This is a genomic window from Halomonas sp. ISL-56 (assembly GCF_018612805.1).
In the GTDB taxonomy this organism is placed as follows: Bacteria; Pseudomonadota; Gammaproteobacteria; order Pseudomonadales; family Halomonadaceae; genus Vreelandella.
The window spans coordinates 235955-253562 of the sequence record NZ_JAGGRO010000012.1 but is presented as its reverse complement, the minus strand read 5'-3'; the positions used below and the strand labels follow the sequence as shown (position 1 = coordinate 253562).

Below are 17608 nucleotides of genomic sequence, written 5' to 3'. Positions count from 1 at the left end.
AGACTGAGGCGACTTAGTCAAAAAAGGGGGGAGCATGTCTGATAGGGAAACCAAGATACTTATCTTATGCAAAACGTACCCAAGCCCTAGTGCCAGGTATCGAGAAACCTCATGTGTCGCAGGAATGGAAGAAGATGGCACTCTGATTCGTCTGTTTCCTGTTCCATTTCGTCTAATAACAGGGGATCAGCAATTCTCAAAATGGCAATGGATAACGGCAAAAATTGAAAAGAGTCGAGATGATCATAGACCTGAAAGCCATAAATTGAAGGTTGGCTCGATAAGGCTTGGTAATATCGTTTCACCGGATAGAAACTGGAAAAACCGTCGGCATTATCTTGAAAAGCTCAGAGTCTTTGATAGCCCTGATGATCTAGAATTGGCGCGTCAGAATGATGGTACGTCTATAGGGCTGGTTCGAGTCCAAAAAATACAGGATCTCACACTTACTGAGCATAAACATAAGGACTGGACTGACGAGGAACGATCTAAGCTCGAAAGCTCCCAGTTGTCGCTACTAGATGATGACATTGAGGAAGTGAAAATACTGGAAAAAATTCCGGTTGATTTTCACTACCACTACGAATGTTCGTTTACTACGGGTTCCGCATCTTTTAAACACAAGATAGTCGATTGGGAGATCGGCGCGCTATATAGAAAACTGATCAAATTTCATGGACTGGACGACTGGAAGCGGCCATTCAAACAAAAGTTACTGGAGGATCTGCCAGCCAAGGACTTGATGTTCCTGATGGGAACTGTGCATAGGTTCCCTGGGCAATGGCTTATTATTAGTCTGATTTATCCTCCTAAACAGCCACAGCAATCTCTTTTTTAATTGCTAGGTGCTTGACGGTCAATGCTGGGTTTAACTGTTTACTCGCTTCCGCCACAAATCGGCGATGACAGTACATCACGTCCGCTTCAAAACAGATGAGACAGGCGTTGAGCTCAACTGCTTCGGCTGCCACATCCCTGACAACGTCTGTCTGGGTGGCAATGTAGGCTCTAAAATGCTTCGTGTAGTTGGCCCAATCACCATCTTGCTTATATTGGTCTCTAATAGACTTAGGGCATCCAAGTGCTTTGATATGCTCATAATCTATGCCGGAAGACATGAGCTTCTCGGCAAAAGATGTTTTTGAGAACCCTTTTTTGCGAGAGACAGGCATTTGCCTAACGTCGATCACTTTATCGACACCAGCATTTTTCAGCCCAGTTAGGAACCTATCTATATCTAGCCCTTCATAGCCAGCGGTGAGGAGCGCCATATTTGCCTCGTTAATTTATATAGCTTTGAGTAAAGGTGTATCTTCCATACTTGAGTGCCTGACGTCCAATGAATCACATCAATGGCCCCTCGTGGCAAAAAACTAACGCGTTATGTGGGGAGTGTATGGTAGTGCTGCAATGTGCACTTACTCATTAGAAGCCGAAGGCTCTGGCCGGGTAGCCAGCCAAAGAGCAATCAGCATCAGTAGCGCCACCACCAACCAACGTTGCCAGCCGGGGCCGAGTGACCAGGCGGTGATCAGCGCACTCAACGCGATCATGCTAACGGCCGCCAGCTTGGCGCGGCGAGGGATGGCGCGCTCTTGTTCCCAGGTAACCAACAGCGGGCCGACATAGTGCCGGGAGCGAATCCAGGCCTCGAAGCGGGGCGACCCTTTGGAGGCGCAGTAAACCGCCATCAGCATAAACACGGTGGTAGGTAGCAGAGGCAGAAAAATACCCAGCACACCGATGCTAAAACTCACCCCTGCCAGCACCACCCACATGAGGCGGATCAATCTCATTGTTGCTCCTAAATTGGCACGCGGTGGCGCATCAATGGCCCGTTATGTATGGATAAGTATGGACTTATATGATGACTTTGCCATCCAGCAGGATAGACCTCGACGGCTGATAAAACCTGTTTTAAGGCGCCAGGGCAAGCAGGGGTTTGCCATGCGGGCCATCCTTTAGGTGTTGAAGCTCGGCCGAGTAAACCTTCGCAATGGTCGCGGGGTTGAGCACTTGGTTGGGTAGGCCATGGTCAATCCGCTTGCCTTGATGCAGCAGCCAGACACGGTCGGCGTAGGTGCTGGCGAGATTAAGGTCGTGGAGTACGCAGACCACCGCCATGCGGTGCTGCGCGGCCCAACCGCGCAGTTGGCGCATCAGGCGCTGCTGCTGGCCAATATCCAAGGCGCTGGTGGGCTCGTCCAGCAGTAGAATACCGCCATCCTTGGCGGTGGGAGAACACCTTGAGAGTAGCTGGCAGGCGCCTCGGGCAATCATCACCCGCTGGCGTTCGCCGCCGGAGAGCGAGAGTACGCTGCGCTTGGCGAGGTGGGTTAGATCCAGGTCATCCAGTAACGCCGCTACTAGTGATTTAGCTGGGTTACTGCCTAGACTCAACAGCTCGTCTGTTTGCCAGTCAAAGCCGGGTAACTCCTGCTGGGCGACCAACGCGCGGCGATTGGCAAGCTCGGCGATGGGCCACTCATTTAAGGATTTTCCATCTAAGCGTAGCTCGCCCTGTTCGGCAGGGCGAAACCCCGACAGCATGCTAAGTAGCGTGCTCTTGCCCGCGCCGTTGGGGCCGACAATGGCAAGCAACTCGCCGGGGCGAATTGTGCCGTCTAGTGTGGCAATAGCGGGGGTGGTGGTTAAACCCGCTTGATGGAGCGTTAGCATGCTCGGTTCCTGCGCATTAGTAGGTACAGGAAGTAAGGGCCGCCGAGCAGGCTAGTCAGCAGCCCGACGGGGATTTCCGCTGGGGCAGCGACGGTGCGGGCCAGGGTGTCAGCCACGACCAGCAGTAGCGCGCCGCCGAGCATCGAGGCGGGCAGCAGCAGTCGGTGGCCGGGGCCCAGCCAGAGTCGCAGGCAGTGGGGTACCAGCAGGCCTAGAAAGCCAATCACCCCGGTGAGTGCCACACACAGGCCTACGCCCAGTGAGGTCGCGACCACCACCCGGCGTTTTAGGCGGCTCGCATCCAGCCCCGCCGCGTGGGCGGTCGCTTCGCCTAGCTGGAGCAGGTCGAGTTCACTGGCGCTGCGCATTAACAGCCACAGGGCAACGGCAATCAGTACCAGGGCCAGCGCCGTGGTGCGCCACAGGGCATTCGTCAGCGTGCCCATGCCCCATAAACTAAGCTGGCGCAGTTGTTCATCGCTGGCGATAAAGGCTAAAACCCCACCGCCTGCCCCGGCCAGGGTATTGATTGCCAAGCCCGCTAATAGCAGCGTCATCACCGCGGCACTGCCGCCGCCCTGGCGCTTTGCTAAGCCAAACACCATCAAACAGACGCATAAGGCGCCTAGAAAGCCTGCCGCAAACTGGCCGTAGAGGCTGCCTGCGCCGCTGTCTTGAAACAGCACAATCCAAAGCGCTACAAACAGCCCCGCGCCGCTTGCAAGACCCAGCAGGGTCGGGTCGGCCAGCGGGTTACGAAACAGCCCCTGCATGGCGGCCCCGCTACCGGCGAGCATTGCCCCTACCGCCACGCCCAGCAGTAAGCGCGGTAGGCGCAGTTGCCACCACACCTGAACACTGAGCGGGTCGGCTTGGCCGCTGATAAGTTCCCAGGGGGAAATGCCCAGCGCCCCCGAGGCGGCCGCCCAAGCCAAGGCCAGCAGCAGCGCCGTGGTTAAACCGGCGAGCACGCGGCTGGTTCGGCTAAGCGGCAGTCGTAACCGGAAACGGTAGGCGTTGAGTATGGCAATCATTGGCTTACTTGTGCGGTGGTGGATACGCCCAATAGCGCTTCTACGTCCCGGCGCAAAGTGAGTAGCTGGTCGGGCGTGCGCGGGCCAAAGCCGAGCAGTGCTTGATCATCAATGGTAATCAATTGTCGATGACGTCCTGCGGGCGTTAATGCCATACCCGGCAGTTGCCATAGCGACGTTTCGCCGCCCATGGCCGCCAAGCCCCGTTCGGAGACAATTACAACGTCGGGCGCTTGCCGAGCCAGGGCCTCGGCACCCACGCTGTGGTAGCCCTGCATGGCGGCAAAGGCATTCTCCAGCCCCACCGCTTCAAGCGCCGTATGCGCCGCGGTATCGCTGCCCGCCGCCCGGGGGGTTAAGCCGCTATGCTGCATAATAAACATGGCGCGTGTGGTCGGCAGGTTAGGCAGGTTGGCCAGCCGCGCTAGCTTAGCGTTCAATGCGTCCGCTAATGTCTCTCCTTCCTCACGGCGATCGGTGAGCTGGCCAATGGCACGGACTTTGTCGCCAATGGCCGACAGGCTGGGCGGGGCGTTGATGCTCTCTATGCTGACGCCCACCGCCGCTAGCTGCTCAAACACTTCCTTGGGGCCTGCGTGCCCGGCGGCCAGCACTTGGTCAGGCTTAACCGATAGCACGCTTTCAGCGGAGAGCTGGCGCAGGTAACCCACCGAGGGCAGCTCGGCCATTGCGGGAGGATAGACCACCGTGTCATCTCGGGCGATAACGTTGATATCGGCATCCAGGGCGGCCAGGATTTCGGCAATATCGCCGCCCAGCACCACCCAGCGCTCGTTGGCCAACGCGGCCCCGGTGATCAGCCAGCCAATCAGCAGTGCTATCAGCGAGCGGCGTATAAGACGTGTTGCGCTCATGCCACCGCCTCTTGGCTGCCGAGCTCATCCAGCAGTTGTCGCCACTCGCGGCGCTCAGCGCAGCCTTCCTGGCGCTGTGCGTAAAGCTGCAGCACTAGCGAGCCTTCGGCATCGAAGGCCTCTAGGCTGGTGACGCCGCCGTCGCGGTTGGGTTTGCTGACTTGCCACACTTGGTCAATCGCGGTGTCGTCAAGGTGCAGGGTGAACTGCTCGCCAAATAGATTTAGCCAACCACGGGCGCGCTGCGGAGTGGGCAGTGTGCCGGTATGGATCTGCACGCAGCCGGGGCTAGCGACAAACAGCATCAACGGCAGCTCGCGTTGGCTGGCCTGCTGAAGCACCGTTTCCAGGGCATTCACGGGCAGCGCACGGGTATAGCGGCCTTCCATTAGCTGGTTGGCCTCAATACGCTCCAGGCGATGGCGCTGGAGGAGGGTAAAGAACTGGTGCACATCGCGCATCGCGCCCCACTCGCTGGCCAGGGTTGGCGCTTCGGGCAGGGGGCGCTTGAGACGAGGCATGCTTTGGGTAAACGCCGGCGTATCCCGCGTGCCCAGGGCCGCTAGTGCGCCCCAGGGGCGCGGCAGCGGGTTCTCCAGAGCAAAGCATTTATGCACGGCGGTGCCATGCTGGTTAAATACCTGCAGGCTCCAACGCCACTGCTCATCTTCCTCATGACTGGAAGGCATAGGATCACGAATTAAGCAGGCCCAGTGCCAATGGGTGTAGAGCAAACGTAGATCCAGGCCGCCGGGGTCAAGCAGCAGGCCTGTGTGTGGCCCGCCGCTGAGTTCAGGGTAGTCGCCGGTTTGCTCTAACACGGCCAGCCGAGAGCGGGTCAACGCCTTCACCCGCCCCAACTGGGGTAGGTAGGCGGCAAGCTCGTTGGGCGAGAGCGGCAGCGTCCATACATCTCGCCCTAACCGGGCGGCCTGGAGTTCGCCTTCGCTGATGGCTAAGCGTTCGGCAATCTCAATGGCGGGAAGGCGCGGCTGAGCGGCACGCGCCGCGTCAAGGGCTTCGAGAATGGCGATCTGTTGGGATGGAATCATGTCGCACCTCTATCGGGTTGACTGCATGGATTTACCATTGCCAGTTGAGGGTGGCGAACAGGCTGCGCCCATCGCCCAGGCTACCGTCGGGGCGGTACCACACCTTGTCGCCAAGGTTGGCGAGGCGCAGCGAGGTATCCACGGCCGGGGTGATTTGCCAGCCGAGATGAACGTCGTGCAGGCCATAGCCGGGCAGGCGTTCATCGTCGCCCTGTTTATCGAAAGACTGGGCAAAGCGCGCTTGCCAGCCCAGTCGCACATCGCTGCTGTACAGTGCTATCTCGCTACCTAGGGTCGCTTCTAGTGGTGTTTGGCTGCCCAGTGGTTCGCCAGAGTCGCGGTCTTTGCCGGAGACTTCTGACAGGCCCACAAAGCTGGTCAGTAACGGGAAGGCGCTGGGCTGCCAGGTCACCCGAGCGTCATAGCCCCACAGCTGGGCGCGCTGTACGTTCACCGCCTGGGTAGTGCCTGCCATGATGTCGACCTGGGTATCAATAAAGTCGTCTGCACGGGTGTCGAAGTAACTGGCGTGAACCTGCCAGTCGCCTTGATGCCAGACCACGCCGCTCTCCCAGGTATGGCTGGATTCAGGCGAAAGGTTGGGATTGGGAATCCAATAGTTATCCGGCGCGCAGAACGCTGGCCCGGCGCAGAAACCGGCAAAATGGCGCTCGTTGGCGTAAAGCTCGGAAAGACTGGGAGCGCGGAACGCTTCGGCGTAGCCCGAAAACAGCATCAAGGCGTCGTCGGGTCGCCAGGCAAGGCGGAAACGTGGCGATACCTGGTCGTGGACGCTATCAGCGTCGTTTTGACCACTGGCATCGTAGCGGTCATAGCGAGCGCCAAGACCCACGTCAAACTGCCCAGCGCCGCCATCGGCTAGATAGCGTCCAGCGGTAAGCGTGGTGTCGAGATAGGCTGCCTGGGTGTCGATATCGGCTTTAGGAAAGCCATTCGCTTCGCCATCTGGCCGTTGGCGTGCCTGCTCCAGTTCGGCGCCGAACACCAGCGTTTGCGAGAGCCAACCGTGATCCATGCTGTGGTAGCCGTCGCTCTGTAGCCCGACGCGCTCTAAGGTGCGGTTGGCCTGGGGTTCGTCAATCTCCTGCTGGCTAAAGCTAAGCCGCGAGGTGATCTCGGTAGAAGCACTAGGCTGCCAACGGTGGCCGAGCTGCACGTTATTACTTTCCACATCGCGATCGCGCAGCGCATCGGTGGTAGTAAGCTGCTGAGGATTTGCCGGTTGGGTGGCGCGTTCGTCGTAATGCTGCCAGCTTATAAACAGCCGCTGTTCGTCGTTGGGCTCCCAGCCGCCTTTGAGCAGTAGGCTATTGAGCGTTGCATCCTCTTCGGCTTCATCGCCCCCGGCGCGACGAATATCGCTCGATTCGCTGCGGCCGATTGAAAACAGGCCGTCCACTTGGCCGTTGGCGGTATCCCGGCGACCAAAGGCAGTCAGGCTCCCCCGCATTTCGTCGCTGGCCGTCGCCCCGCCGATGGAAAGGCGCACGCCGCTATCATCGCCGGGGGCGAGCAGGTCATCGGCATCGACGCTGGTGAAGCTGACTACCCCACCCATGGCATTGCTGCCGTAAAGGCTGGAGAGCGCACCTCGGGCGATCTGTACTTCTTGAATCAAGCCTGGGTCGAGGAAGAAGTTGCCGATATGCCCAGTGGAGATTTCCTGACGAACGCCATCCAGACGTACCAGCACGCCTTTGCTACCAAACCCGCGCATACTGAGTGTTTGACCATTGCGGCGGCCCTGCCCAGCGACATGCAGGCCGGGTTGGCGGCTAAGCACGTCTTCGACCCGGCTGGCAGTGGCCAGCACGGCGTCATCGCGATTGATGATATCGATAATCAGCGGTGCCTGGGAAAGGTCGGTAGGCGCTCGCGTGCCGGTGACCGTGACGGGGTTAAGTTCAGCGTCATTTGCTTGGGCGGCGAGCAGTGGGAACAGCGTTAACAAGAGGCCACCAAAAGCGCGTGTATGGTTCATAAGCCAGAGAATTCCAACAGGGGTAAGTGGAAGAGGTCGCTGGCTGGGTGCGATGGGCTACCTGGCTGGCTTTACTTGGTACATTTCTAAACGAATCAGAGGTTTAAAAGTTAAGGGCTTTAGGCGTTAAGAATTAACTTGCCGCTTTTAGTACGGCGCAACACGTAGCGGCGCTGTTCATGGTGAATCACCAGTTGGCCTGAGCTGCCCAGCAATTCAGTGCTATCCACTTCGCGGGGTGCAGATTCCGACGCATCCCCCCGGCGAGCGCCCTTGTCGGCTAGCTGCATGAGAGAATAACTCCTGTGTTAATGATAACTATTAGCGTTAATTTAGCAGAGTTGTCGGTATCTCTCAATAGGGTTTGGAGAGTAGAAGGAGAGGATAGCCACACGTTCTTCATCTAAACGCAGGCAGGCCGTCATCGTGCTGTCATTTAGCTTCTTTAGGGTCTCCTAACGTTCAATCGTTGACTTACAAACGATCAGGGGGAGACCACAATGAGTAAAGAGATCGAAGATCATCGCCTGTTTAACCACAGCAGCAATCAGCCGTTTGCTGAGGTATTGGCGCGCCATGTATCCCGTCGCGATGTGATGCGCGGTGGTTTGAGCATGGCGGCTGCCTCGATGCTTAGTTTTGGCGGTGCTGCTCAAGCGCTTGCTTCAAACGGGGCACAAAAAACACCTCTGACACTGGCGTTTGAAGCGGTTCACGGGTCACTCACCGATGCCGTGGTGGTGCCGGAAGGCTATGTTGCCCAGATCTTAGTGCCCTGGGGCACGCCGCTTAATCAAAGTGATTCGTGGCAATCTGACCAGCCAATGACCGCCGAGCGTCAGGCGGAAAGCGTGGGTATGCACCACGATGGCATGGATGCCTTCCCGCTGGATACCGACAGCGCCACGCGCCGTTTCATCCTGGCGCTGAACAATGAATATATCGACCAGGCGGCGCTCTGGGCGCCCCAAGGCGGCCCCACCAACGCGGATGAAGGTAAGCGCCCGGCGGAGGAGTCACGCACCGAGATCAATGCTCACGGTGTGACCCTTGTCGAGGTCGAAAAAGACGCCAACGGGCAGTGGTCGCATGTGCCGGGATCGCGCTATAACCGCCGCTTTACCAGCGCAACGGAAATGGATCTGGCTGGCCCCGTGGCGGGCAGTGACTATGTTAAAACGCGCTTTTCACCAGCGGGTACTCAAACCCGGGGCACCAACAATAACTGCGGACACGGCGTCACGCCCTGGGGTACCTACATTGCCTGCGAAGAGAACTGGCCCAACGTCTTTGTTCACACCGGCGAGCGCTTTCAGGACGACGCCCGTATCGGCATTCCCACTGAGCGTGGCCGCTACGCCTGGGAAACGTCGGCGGGTGATGCTTCCGAACAGAACGACGAGTTTGCCCGTTTTGATATCACTCCACGCGGTGCGCGCGCCGAGGATGACTACCGTAATGAAGCGCGCACCTTCGGCTACCAGGTCGAAATCGACCCTTATAGCGGTGCCCGGGCAGTTAAGCGCACGGCTCTGGGCCGTTTCCGCCATGAAGGCTGCTGGTTAGGCAAATTGGAAGCTGGCCAGCCAGTGGTCTTCTATTCCGGCCACGATGCCCGCAACGAGTACGTATATAAATACGTTTCTGATGCCGTCTGGGATCCCGCTGATGCCAACCGCCCGGGCGAGGCGTACGACCGCCTCGCCATTGGCAACAAATATATGGATAACGGCGCGCTCTATGTGGCCCGTTTTCACGCCGATGGCAGCGGTGAGTGGCTGCCGCTGACGCCTGACGTCGAGACCCAGGATGGCCGTACATTGGCAGCGGCGCTGGGCTTGGCAGAGAACGATTTAGCCGGTGTGATTATCAATACCTGCGATGCGGCAGACCTGATGGGGGCAACACCGATGGATCGGCCCGAATGGGCCGCCGTGGATACGGCCACTGGCGATGTTTATCTAACGCTGACTAACAATTCCCAGCGTAGTGAGGAGGCCGCAGCGCCGACCTTTACCAACGAAGGTGACGAGATTGATCAGTTGGGGGTTGGCTATGTCACTGCCCCGACTAACGCCGCCAACCCTCGGGAAAATAATGGCGCGGGTCACATTATTCGCTGGCGTGAAAGTCGCCTGCCGAATGCATTTCGCTGGGAAGTGTTTGTATTTGGTGCGGCGGCTGACGATGCTGATAACCTTTCGGGTCTAACCGAAATGAACCAGTTTGCCAGCCCTGATGGGCTCTGGTTTGATGAGCGCGATGATGGTCAAGGCATCCTGTGGATTCAGACCGATAACGGCTATGAAGGCATTACGGAGTACACCAACGACCAACTGCTCGCGGTGGTACCCAACGGGTTAGACGATATCCAGGGAACCGGCCCGGTCATTAACAGCAGTAACCAGCAACAGCTTAAGCGCTTTGCGGTAGGGCCTAACGGCTGCGAAGTCACCGGTATTTTTACCACGCCGGAGAAAACCGCGCTGTTTATCAATATTCAGCATCCGAGCAATTGGCCCGCGGATGCAAGCGCGCTGATCCAAGACGCCACTGTTGCCGCCAGCGGCCAGGTCCGCCCCCGGGCCTCGACCGTGGTGATTCAAAAGCGTGATGGTGGGCCTATAGGGGTTTAAAAATCAGGCACCAAGCGCTGGAGTGATAACAAGCGCGCTATTAAAAGCTTCGAACCTCTCTCTGGTTCGAAGCTTTTTTGATTTTAGGCTTGCTGAGCCTGTCGTTTTTTCTGCCGGGCTTCTAACGCCTGAATGGCATCGACCTTCAAGGGCAGTTGGCTAGCCCAGAGAATATCTTCGCGGCAATGACCAATATCGCACAGAACATGATCGTCGTAGTCCAGTAACGGCACTATATGGCGGCGGAAAAGCCAGCGCCGCCGGTAATGCCACCAGCCCATATCCAGCGCTCGAATCAGTCTCATTGACGGCATGGCAGGCATGTAAAAATGCAATTGTGGCGGCTTGGGCGGTGGCGCCAGTTGGCTGGCTTTCTCCCAGGCATGTTGGGCCTGTTGGGTAGGGTCTTCGCACTTCATCGCGCACCTCCATCGTCACCCCCGCTGCACAGTAAGCGGCGCCTATGCACCGACTGGGCAGGTGTGAGCTGTGATTAATAAGTAGGAGGGTCGCGACCTCTGGTTATTAGCTTGGTGCTTAGCCTTGGATCAATCAAACGAAAAGATCTACACTTAGCGTTAAGATTTTCTGAAAGGTGGGCGTGATGAACCAACTCTCTACCATAGCTCCCAGCCGAGCCGCCTTGCCGCTACTGGATAGCGAGGTGCTGCGAACGTTTGTAACGATAGCGGAGAGCGGCAGTTTTACTCGCGCCGCCCAGCAGCTATTTCGCACCCCTTCTGCCCTGAGCATGCAGATTAAACGCCTGGAAGAGATCCTCGGCCAGACGCTGTTTGTCCGCGAGGCGCGGCATGTACGCCTGACTGCCGAGGGGGAAGTGCTGCTGGGCTATGGTCGTCGGCTGCTTAAGCTCAACGCCGAAGCCGTGACCCAGTTTCTTGCGCCGACCATAGAGGGGCGCGTGGGGTTGGGGATAACGGATGACGTGGTAGGGCGTATTTTACCCACGGTACTCGCCCAGTTTGCCCGTTCGCACCCGGCGGTGCAGGTCGATGTCGAGGTGGGGCGCAGCAAAGATTTGCTTGCCAGGCTGGATGAGGGCGAGCTAGATCTCGCTCTGGTGATGGCTGGAGGGCCTGGTCAGGCAGCGCGGGGGGAGATTGTCCACAGCGAACCGTTAGTGTGGGCGGGACGTGAGGATGGCGTTGCGGTGCAGCGCACGCCACTACCGGTTACCCTGGCCCAACAGGGGTGTGCGTGGCGACGAATTACCCTCGATGCCCTTGATCAAGCGGGAATTGCTTACCGAATCGCCTACTCCTGTGACCACTGTGCCGGGCAGGAGGCGGCTATGCTGGCCGATTTGGCCGTGACGGCTTTTCCGAAAAGCTTGATTCGGCCACCGCTCAAACGTCTTCATAACGAGTCACTGCCCCCGCTAGGTGATTATCAAGTGGCGCTGGTGAAGCGTGCAGGCAGCGGTGATGCCAGCGAGGTGTTGGCCGAGAGGGTGGTTGAGGCGTTTCGGGAGGTTTGAGTTTATGTGAACGCGTTGTAGGCTTATAACAGTCGACCCGACACATCGTCGGATCGAGAAGGGTTACTGGTCGCTCAATAAGCGACGCAGAAACGCTGATTGAGATGGTGTGAGTTTTCCAACTCATCCATCATGGCGATGGCGTAATCCTGTACGGAAATACGGCTATTGCCTTCGCTGTCTGTGAGTAGTGTATCGCTACCAAGCCGGAAGTTGCCCGTGCGCTCGCTGGGGAAAATCTCCGCGGCGGGGGAGAGAAACGTCCACGCTTGAGCCGTTTGCCCGCGCAGTGTTTCAAGGGCTGTTTGCGCCCCTTCCGCTGTAGCCCGGTACTCTGCTGGGAACCCCGGTGCATCTAACAAAAGCTTACCCGGCGCTACTTCGAGTGTGGCTGCTCCACCCACTACCAGTAATCTAGGCACAGACGCGTGTTGGGTGGCGGCCAAAATCGAATGAAAGCCTTTGAGATAGTAGTCGTAAACATCCTCCTGGGCATGGCCGCTAAAGGCGCTGATAACAGCTTCAAAACCGCGGAGCTGCTCGGTAAGTGCATCGGTATTTAACACATCGCTTTTAACGGTAGTGACATTCTCCTGTGCTGCCACCCGTTCAGGGCGAGTGACTAACGCCGTCACGTGATGGCCGCGGGAGAGTGCCTCGGTTAACAGGGCGGAGCCAATAAATCCGCTAGCGCCAATCAGTGCAATCTTCATCGTAGTACTCCTTCAGTGGGTAGACGCTGCATTGTCGTACGCGTTATTGATTTGAAAAATAGCCATTAACGTAATTTACTGTTGTCGATTTCATAACAATCGGGCGCTATATGACCACCGCCAGCGAGTTCGATTTAAACGGTTTGCCGATCTTTGTCGCCCTGGTGGAAGCCGGCAGCTTTACCAAGGCAGCGGAGCGGCTAGGCTGCACGAAAACCCGGGTAAGCCTGCAAATTCGCCAGTTGGAAACGCGCCTGGGCGTAACCCTGTTCCTTCGCACCACGCGGCGGGTTCAGCTCACCCAGGCCGGAGAGGCGCTCTACCATCAATGCCACCCGCTATTAACCGATTTGCAGGGGGCACTTGCCAGTGCCGTGAGTGACACTCAACAGTTGCATGGCGAGCTGCGTATCACGGCCCCCGAAGATTACGCCGCCGGGGTGTTGAGCGAAGCAGTGGTGGCGTTTAGACGTTTGCACTCGGCGCTACACATACAACTACGTAGCGGCGACCAGATAAGCGATATGGTGCAGGATGGAATCGATTTGGCATTTCGGTTAGGTTGGCTAAAAGACTCCACCCTACGCGCCCGTCGGCTAGGCGTCTTTCAGCAGCATGTGGTGGCTGCGCCTGATTATCTGAAACGCCATGGTACGCCCGCGCACCCCGAGGCGCTGGAAGCGTACGATTGGATTGCCTTTACGCCGTTAAAAGCGCCGTTAACCTGGACTTTCCAGCGAAGAGATAAGCGGTATGAGGTGCAAATGAGCGCGGGGTTGGCAGCCAACTCAACGGTGAGTTTAGTTGCGCTGCTGGTCGCTGGCGGTGGTCTCTCAGTATTGCCGGATATTACCGCGGCGCCGGAGATAGCCGCCGGACGTTTAGTACGCGTGCTTGACGAATGGGCACTGCCAGAAGGCGGTGTTTATGCGGTCTATCCGCCAGGGCGACACGTAACCGCTAAAGCGCGTGCGTTTATGACCTTCTTTGACGCCTGGTTAGCAGGTAGAACTTAAGTGCTGCCGCCAGTTTGCAGCGTAAAACCTACATCGTGTTGGCGACGATAGACGTTTTTACCGCTTAATCGGCGGATGAGCTCTTTGGCAGCGAGGCGCCCCATCTCCTCTCTGGGGGAGAGAATAGTAGTGAGCTGCGGCGTCACATGTTGACCAAGGGGGAGTCCGTTAAACCCTGCAATGGCGATATCTTTCGGTACATTGAGCCCTTGGCGTTGAGCGGCCAGCAGGGCGCCTGCCGCCAAGTCGTCGTTGGCAAAGTGAATGGCTTGGGTGTGAGGGTATTGAGCTAATACTTGGGTAAGCCCTTCCGCGCCTGCCTGCAGGCTGCCCAGGGTATCCAGCTCAACTAAAGGGGCTTCTATCCCGTTGGCCTGCAGCACCTCTTTATGCCCTTCATAGCGCATGCCCGCGCGGTAATCGTGGGCAAGCCGCGCCCCCACGTAAACAATATGACGGTAGCCTTGGTCGATAAGGTGATTGGTCATGCAGCGGCCTGCAGCCACGTGATCCAGCCCAACGTTGAGATCCATGCCTTTGCCCAATTCCATCACCTCCATAATGGGGTGATCCCAGTTGGCCAGTAGCGTATGGCAGGCCTTGTTATGGCGCAGCCCAGCGGTGACCAGTGCAGAGCATGACCAGCCTAAAAACGTGCGCACCAACTGATACTCACGATCCAAGTCGTAGTCGGTATTGCCCAGCAGTATCTGATAGCCCTCAGCCTCCAGTGTCTCCTGTAGGCCTTTGATCACTTCCACAAACACACTGTTGATCAGCGACGGCACAATCACCGCAATCAGCCGCGAGCGAGAAGAGGCAAGGCTGCCGGCCACTAAGTTGGGTACGTAGCCCAATCTTTCCACTGCCTGTAGCACACTGTCGCGTGCTCTATCGCTGACTTTGTCGGGGTAGTTCAGTGCTCGCGAGGCGGTTATTGGTGAAACCCCTGCGGCCTCAGCGACTTGGCTGAGTGTGACTTGGTCTGAGCGTCGGCGCTGCTTAGCGTGTTTGGCTGAGGTAGCGATGGGCGAATCTTTAGACATTGGTCGCACGTCCCTGATATTCAGCTTGTCGTTAGGCAAACAATAATCTAAAACAAATGGTAGCGCTATCATGATAGCGCTACCATTTTCCTTGTGGCATCGGTCAAGAGAGCAGAACAGTTCCACGACGATAGCAGCCAAAACAACAACAGTGAGGTGTCGGCAGGTGAGTCAACACGACAAACAAACATTAAACGTGGGCGTCATTGGCCTGGGGGCCATGGGCATGGGCACTGCTACCGCCCTGCTCCGACAAGGGCTTAATGTCACCGGCTGCGATATCTCCACTGACGCGCGAGATGCCTTTGTGGCGGCTGGGGGTAAGAGCGTCGCAACGCCGGCGGAGCTTGCCCACTGCCAAGCTGTATTGGTGATTGTTGTTAATGGGTTGCAGGTAGAACAAGTACTGTTTGGTGAGCACGGCGTGGTGAGCCACTTGGCCCCAGGCAGCCTGATTATGCAGTGCGCAACAGTCGCACCCAGTCAGGCGAAGCAATTGGGCGAACGCTTAGCGGCGAAAGGTTTGATGATGCTGGATGCGCCGATTAGCGGCGGGGCGGCAAAAGCCAAAAGCGGCGAGCTATCGGTGATGGCATCCGGCGCAGCAGAGGCGTTCACCTATGCTAAGGAAGTGCTTGATGCCATGGCAGCTAAAGTTTACCAGCTTGGTGATGCACCCGGCGTGGGTTCTAGCATGAAGCTGGTCAATCAACTATTAGCCGGGGTGCATATTGCTACGGCTGCCGAAGCCATGGCGCTAGGCATTCGTATGGGGCTCGACCCCGAAGTTATTTACGAGGTGATTACTCACTCCGCGGGCAATTCGTGGATGTTTGAGAACCGCGTACCGCATATTCTGAGCGGCGACTACACGCCGCTTTCCGCAGTGGATATTTTCGTTAAAGATCTCAATATCGTTCATCAAACCGGACGCGAACTGGCGCTGGCAACACCTGTTGCTGCGAGTGCTTTACAGCAGTTTACCGCCGCGAGTGGCGCAGGCTTTGGTCGAGAAGATGACTCGGCGGTGATTAAGGTTTACCAGCGGCTATCAGGGATACCTCTGCCGGAAGCCGCTAACGATGACCAGGGAGCCTGAAAATGGGCATTGAGAAACGCATCGTGCTAGGTGCCATTGCCGACGATTTTACTGGCGCTACAGACCTTGCCAATAATCTGGTGCGTGGGGGTATGCGCTGCCTGCAGGTGATCGGCGTGCCCCAGCAAGCGATCGACCTCTCTGATATCGATGCGGTAGTGGTGGCACTTAAATCACGCTCCTGCCCGGTGGACGAAGCCGTGGCGGATTCCCTTGCGGCGCTCACGTGGCTGCGCGAACAGGGCGCTAGGCAGTTGTTCTTTAAATACTGCTCCACCTTTGATTCCACCGATCAGGGCAATATCGGCCCAGTGGCGGATGCGCTATTGGAAGCCCTTAACGCTCAACAAACCGTGATGGTGCCGGCCTTCCCGGTGAATGGCCGTACGGTCTATCAGGGCCATCTGTTTGTCGGTGACCGCTTGCTTAATGACAGTGGCATGCAGCACCACCCACTTAATCCCATGCAGGATGCGGATTTGGTACGCGTGCTTTCACGTCAAACGCCGTATTCAGTGGGTTTGGCCAACCGTGCGCTGCTCGCTCAAGGTGCAGACGCCACCCGTACGCATTTTTCAACGCTGGCTGGCCAGGGCGTTCGCCATGTGGTCTGCGACTCTTTGGATGAGCAGGACTTGGACGTACTGGCGGAAGCCACGGTGTTGATGCCTTTGGTCACTGGCGGTTCTGGCTTGGGGCAGGCGCTACCCGCCCAGTACCGTGCTCAGGGCTGGTTGGACGCGATCACTGAGCCGGGGCGTTTATCCCCCAGCTCGGGTGGTACGCTGGTGCTCTCCGGTAGCTGCTCACGGGCGACCCTCGCTCAAGTAGCGGACTTTTTGGCCAAGCATCCTGACGGTGGTTTTGCGCTTGAACCACTGTCGCTGGTGGAAGGCGAACAACAGCAACAACAGGCGTTGGCCTTTGCTCGGCAGCGGCTATCTGAACACGCGCCGGTATTGATTTATGCCTCAGCTGATCCAGAAAAGGTGAAAGCCGCGCAAGCCTCTCTCGGCGTAGAGCGTGCGGGATATCTTGTGGAAACGGCATTGAGCCAACTGGCAGTGACATTAGTGAAGGACGGCGTTGGCCGCTTACTGGTAGCCGGGGGCGAAACCTCCGGGGCGGTGGTGTCGGCGCTGGGTATTAGCACCCTGCGCATTGGTGAGCAGATCGACCCCGGTGTGCCCTGGACCCAAGCCCCGTTGGCTGGCTGTGAGACGCCGCTATCGCTGGCGCTAAAGTCCGGCAATTTTGGAGGTGTGGATTTCTTCACCCGCGCGTTTGAGGTGCTGGCATGAGTATCCACTTGCACCGCCACTCCCAGAACAGCTTGCGGGAACAGATCAGCGCTCTGGGCAAGTCGCTATTTGATCGTGGCCTGACTATGGGCTCCAGCGGCAATATCAGCGTGCGCTTGGAAGATGGCGGCTGGCTGATGACCCCTACCAATGCCTGTCTGGGCCGGCTGGATCCAGCGCGGATCTCCCATCTGGATCAACACGGCCAACTGCTGAGCGGCGATAAGCCCACCAAAGAGCAGTTTTTGCATATGGCCATGTACGCAGAGCGTCCACAGTCCGGGGCCATTGTGCACCTGCACTCCACCCACTCGGTAGCGGTGTCGTGTTTGCCAGGCGTTGATCCTTGCGACTGTATTCCGCCTCTGACCGCCTACTACGTGATGCGGGTGGGCAAGCTACCGCTGATTCCCTATCACATCCCCGGCGACCCCAAACTAGGCGATGCGGTACGTGGCCTAGCGGGCAAACACAGCGCGGTGCTGTTGGCCAACCACGGCCCCGTGGTGGCTGGTAAAAATCTTGAAGCGGCGGTGTATGCCACTGAAGAACTGGAAGAGACCGCAAAGCTCTACCTGTTGTTGCGTGGGGAAAATCCTCGTGGATTAACGCCAGAGCAAGTCTCTGAGCTGGAAGCGCGTTTTCCACGCGATTAAT

The 17608-nt window shown here is 57.7% G+C and carries 17 protein-coding genes and 1 pseudogene; 7 read left to right on the top strand and 11 right to left on the bottom strand.

Annotated features, from left to right (window positions below; genetic code table 11):
• Positions 1–34 precede the first annotated feature (34 nt).
• Positions 35–838, top strand: a complete 804-nt coding sequence (locus J7J49_RS11885; RefSeq protein ID WP_502793513.1) for a DUF8758 domain-containing protein — start codon at positions 35–37, stop codon at positions 836–838.
• Here the strand turns inward: J7J49_RS11885 and J7J49_RS11880 are convergent.
• From J7J49_RS11880 to hemP, 8 genes and pseudogenes are all read right to left on the bottom strand, one after another.
• A complete protein-coding gene (locus tag J7J49_RS11880) occupies positions 810–1271 on the bottom strand; it encodes a DUF488 domain-containing protein (protein WP_215092824.1) in 462 nt (153 codons plus the stop codon). The genes J7J49_RS11885 and J7J49_RS11880 overlap by 29 nt on opposite strands.
• A gap of 147 nt (positions 1272–1418) precedes the next feature.
• Entirely contained in the window at positions 1419–1796 is a 378-nt protein-coding gene (locus tag J7J49_RS11875) for a YbaN family protein (protein ID WP_215092822.1), read from the bottom strand.
• A 121-nt stretch (positions 1797–1917) separates the two neighbouring features.
• Positions 1918–2619: pseudogene (locus J7J49_RS11870) on the bottom strand (ATP-binding cassette domain-containing protein); the annotation flags it as partial.
• 53 nt (positions 2620–2672) lie between these two features.
• Positions 2673–3713, bottom strand: coding sequence for a FecCD family ABC transporter permease (locus J7J49_RS11865; RefSeq protein ID WP_215092818.1), 1041 nt, complete (start codon positions 3711–3713; stop codon positions 2673–2675).
• Positions 3710–4588: a heme/hemin ABC transporter substrate-binding protein gene (locus J7J49_RS11860; RefSeq protein WP_215092816.1), complete on the bottom strand. Its 879-nt coding sequence runs from the start codon at positions 4586–4588 to the stop codon at positions 3710–3712. The genes J7J49_RS11865 and J7J49_RS11860 overlap by 4 nt, the downstream gene beginning before the upstream one ends.
• On the bottom strand, positions 4585–5640 hold the full coding sequence (locus tag J7J49_RS11855) for a ChuX/HutX family heme-like substrate-binding protein (RefSeq protein ID WP_215092814.1): 1056 nt from the start codon (positions 5638–5640) through the stop codon (positions 4585–4587). The genes J7J49_RS11860 and J7J49_RS11855 overlap by 4 nt, the downstream gene beginning before the upstream one ends.
• 31 nt (positions 5641–5671) lie before the next feature.
• Positions 5672–7642 (bottom strand): TonB-dependent receptor domain-containing protein, encoded by a 1971-nt coding sequence (locus J7J49_RS11850; protein WP_215092812.1) that lies wholly within the window; start codon positions 7640–7642, stop codon positions 5672–5674.
• Between the two features lie 119 nt (positions 7643–7761).
• Positions 7762–7932, bottom strand: coding sequence for a hemin uptake protein HemP (gene hemP / locus J7J49_RS11845; RefSeq protein ID WP_215092810.1), 171 nt, complete (start codon positions 7930–7932; stop codon positions 7762–7764).
• 210 nt (positions 7933–8142) lie between these two features.
• Between hemP and J7J49_RS11840 the strand changes: the two genes are divergently transcribed.
• Positions 8143–10278 (top strand): PhoX family protein, encoded by a 2136-nt coding sequence (locus J7J49_RS11840; RefSeq protein ID WP_215092808.1) that lies wholly within the window; start codon positions 8143–8145, stop codon positions 10276–10278.
• A gap of 83 nt (positions 10279–10361) precedes the next feature.
• Here J7J49_RS11840 and J7J49_RS11835 read toward each other — a convergent pair whose 3' ends face one another.
• Positions 10362–10697, bottom strand: coding sequence for a hypothetical protein (locus J7J49_RS11835; RefSeq protein ID WP_215092806.1), 336 nt, complete (start codon positions 10695–10697; stop codon positions 10362–10364).
• A 185-nt stretch (positions 10698–10882) separates the two neighbouring features.
• Here J7J49_RS11835 and J7J49_RS11830 point away from each other — a divergent pair, with 185 nt between their 5' ends.
• Complete coding sequence (locus J7J49_RS11830; protein WP_215092804.1) at positions 10883–11776, top strand: LysR substrate-binding domain-containing protein; 894 nt, start codon at positions 10883–10885, stop codon at positions 11774–11776.
• Positions 11777–11850: 74 nt separating this feature from the next.
• Here the strand turns inward: J7J49_RS11830 and J7J49_RS11825 are convergent, their stop codons facing one another.
• A complete protein-coding gene (locus J7J49_RS11825; protein ID WP_215092802.1) occupies positions 11851–12489 on the bottom strand; it encodes an NAD(P)-dependent oxidoreductase in 639 nt (212 codons plus the stop codon).
• 110 nt (positions 12490–12599) lie between these two features.
• Here J7J49_RS11825 and J7J49_RS11820 point away from each other — a divergent pair, with 110 nt between their 5' ends.
• Positions 12600–13505 carry a LysR family transcriptional regulator gene (locus J7J49_RS11820; protein WP_215092800.1) on the top strand — a complete coding sequence of 302 codons (906 nt, stop codon included), beginning with the start codon at positions 12600–12602 and terminating at the stop codon, positions 13503–13505.
• Here the strand turns inward: J7J49_RS11820 and J7J49_RS11815 are convergent.
• The gene (locus J7J49_RS11815) at positions 13502–14551 is read right to left on the bottom strand and encodes a LacI family DNA-binding transcriptional regulator (RefSeq protein WP_215092798.1); all 1050 of its coding nucleotides are present in this window, start codon (positions 14549–14551) and stop codon (positions 13502–13504) included. The genes J7J49_RS11820 and J7J49_RS11815 overlap by 4 nt on opposite strands.
• A gap of 166 nt (positions 14552–14717) precedes the next feature.
• Between J7J49_RS11815 and ltnD the strand changes: the two genes are divergently transcribed.
• The 3 genes from ltnD to otnC are packed head-to-tail and all read left to right on the top strand — an operon-like array spanning position 14718 to position 17607.
• Complete coding sequence (gene ltnD / locus J7J49_RS11810) at positions 14718–15650, top strand: L-threonate dehydrogenase (protein WP_215092796.1); 933 nt, start codon at positions 14718–14720, stop codon at positions 15648–15650.
• Between the two features lie 2 nt (positions 15651–15652).
• Positions 15653–16951: a 3-oxo-tetronate kinase gene (gene otnK / locus J7J49_RS11805; RefSeq protein ID WP_215092794.1), complete on the top strand. Its 1299-nt coding sequence runs from the start codon at positions 15653–15655 to the stop codon at positions 16949–16951.
• Entirely contained in the window at positions 16948–17607 is a 660-nt protein-coding gene (gene otnC / locus J7J49_RS11800; protein WP_215092791.1) for a 3-oxo-tetronate 4-phosphate decarboxylase, read from the top strand. Before otnK ends, otnC begins: the two co-directional genes overlap by 4 nt.
• The last annotated feature ends 1 nt before the right edge of the window (position 17608 follow it).

What these genes read in the sequence shown, in the direction of transcription:
- J7J49_RS11885 (WP_502793513.1), top strand. Translation starts at nt 35, where the DNA reads ATGTCTGATAGGGAAACCAAGATACTTATCTTATGCAAAACGTACCCA.
- J7J49_RS11880 (WP_215092824.1), bottom strand. Translation starts at nt 1,271, where the DNA reads ATGGCGCTCCTCACCGCTGGCTATGAAGGGCTAGATATAGATAGGTTC.
- J7J49_RS11875 (WP_215092822.1), bottom strand. Translation starts at nt 1,796, where the DNA reads ATGAGATTGATCCGCCTCATGTGGGTGGTGCTGGCAGGGGTGAGTTTT.
- J7J49_RS11865 (WP_215092818.1), bottom strand. Translation starts at nt 3,713, where the DNA reads ATGATTGCCATACTCAACGCCTACCGTTTCCGGTTACGACTGCCGCTT.
- J7J49_RS11860 (WP_215092816.1), bottom strand. Translation starts at nt 4,588, where the DNA reads ATGAGCGCAACACGTCTTATACGCCGCTCGCTGATAGCACTGCTGATT.
- J7J49_RS11855 (WP_215092814.1), bottom strand. Translation starts at nt 5,640, where the DNA reads ATGATTCCATCCCAACAGATCGCCATTCTCGAAGCCCTTGACGCGGCG.
- J7J49_RS11850 (WP_215092812.1), bottom strand. Translation starts at nt 7,642, where the DNA reads ATGAACCATACACGCGCTTTTGGTGGCCTCTTGTTAACGCTGTTCCCA.
- hemP (WP_215092810.1), bottom strand. Translation starts at nt 7,932, where the DNA reads ATGCAGCTAGCCGACAAGGGCGCTCGCCGGGGGGATGCGTCGGAATCT.
- J7J49_RS11840 (WP_215092808.1), top strand. Translation starts at nt 8,143, where the DNA reads ATGAGTAAAGAGATCGAAGATCATCGCCTGTTTAACCACAGCAGCAAT.
- J7J49_RS11835 (WP_215092806.1), bottom strand. Translation starts at nt 10,697, where the DNA reads ATGAAGTGCGAAGACCCTACCCAACAGGCCCAACATGCCTGGGAGAAA.
- J7J49_RS11830 (WP_215092804.1), top strand. Translation starts at nt 10,883, where the DNA reads ATGAACCAACTCTCTACCATAGCTCCCAGCCGAGCCGCCTTGCCGCTA.
- J7J49_RS11825 (WP_215092802.1), bottom strand. Translation starts at nt 12,489, where the DNA reads ATGAAGATTGCACTGATTGGCGCTAGCGGATTTATTGGCTCCGCCCTG.
- J7J49_RS11820 (WP_215092800.1), top strand. Translation starts at nt 12,600, where the DNA reads ATGACCACCGCCAGCGAGTTCGATTTAAACGGTTTGCCGATCTTTGTC.
- J7J49_RS11815 (WP_215092798.1), bottom strand. Translation starts at nt 14,551, where the DNA reads ATGTCTAAAGATTCGCCCATCGCTACCTCAGCCAAACACGCTAAGCAG.
- otnK (WP_215092794.1), top strand. Translation starts at nt 15,653, where the DNA reads ATGGGCATTGAGAAACGCATCGTGCTAGGTGCCATTGCCGACGATTTT.
- otnC (WP_215092791.1), top strand. Translation starts at nt 16,948, where the DNA reads ATGAGTATCCACTTGCACCGCCACTCCCAGAACAGCTTGCGGGAACAG.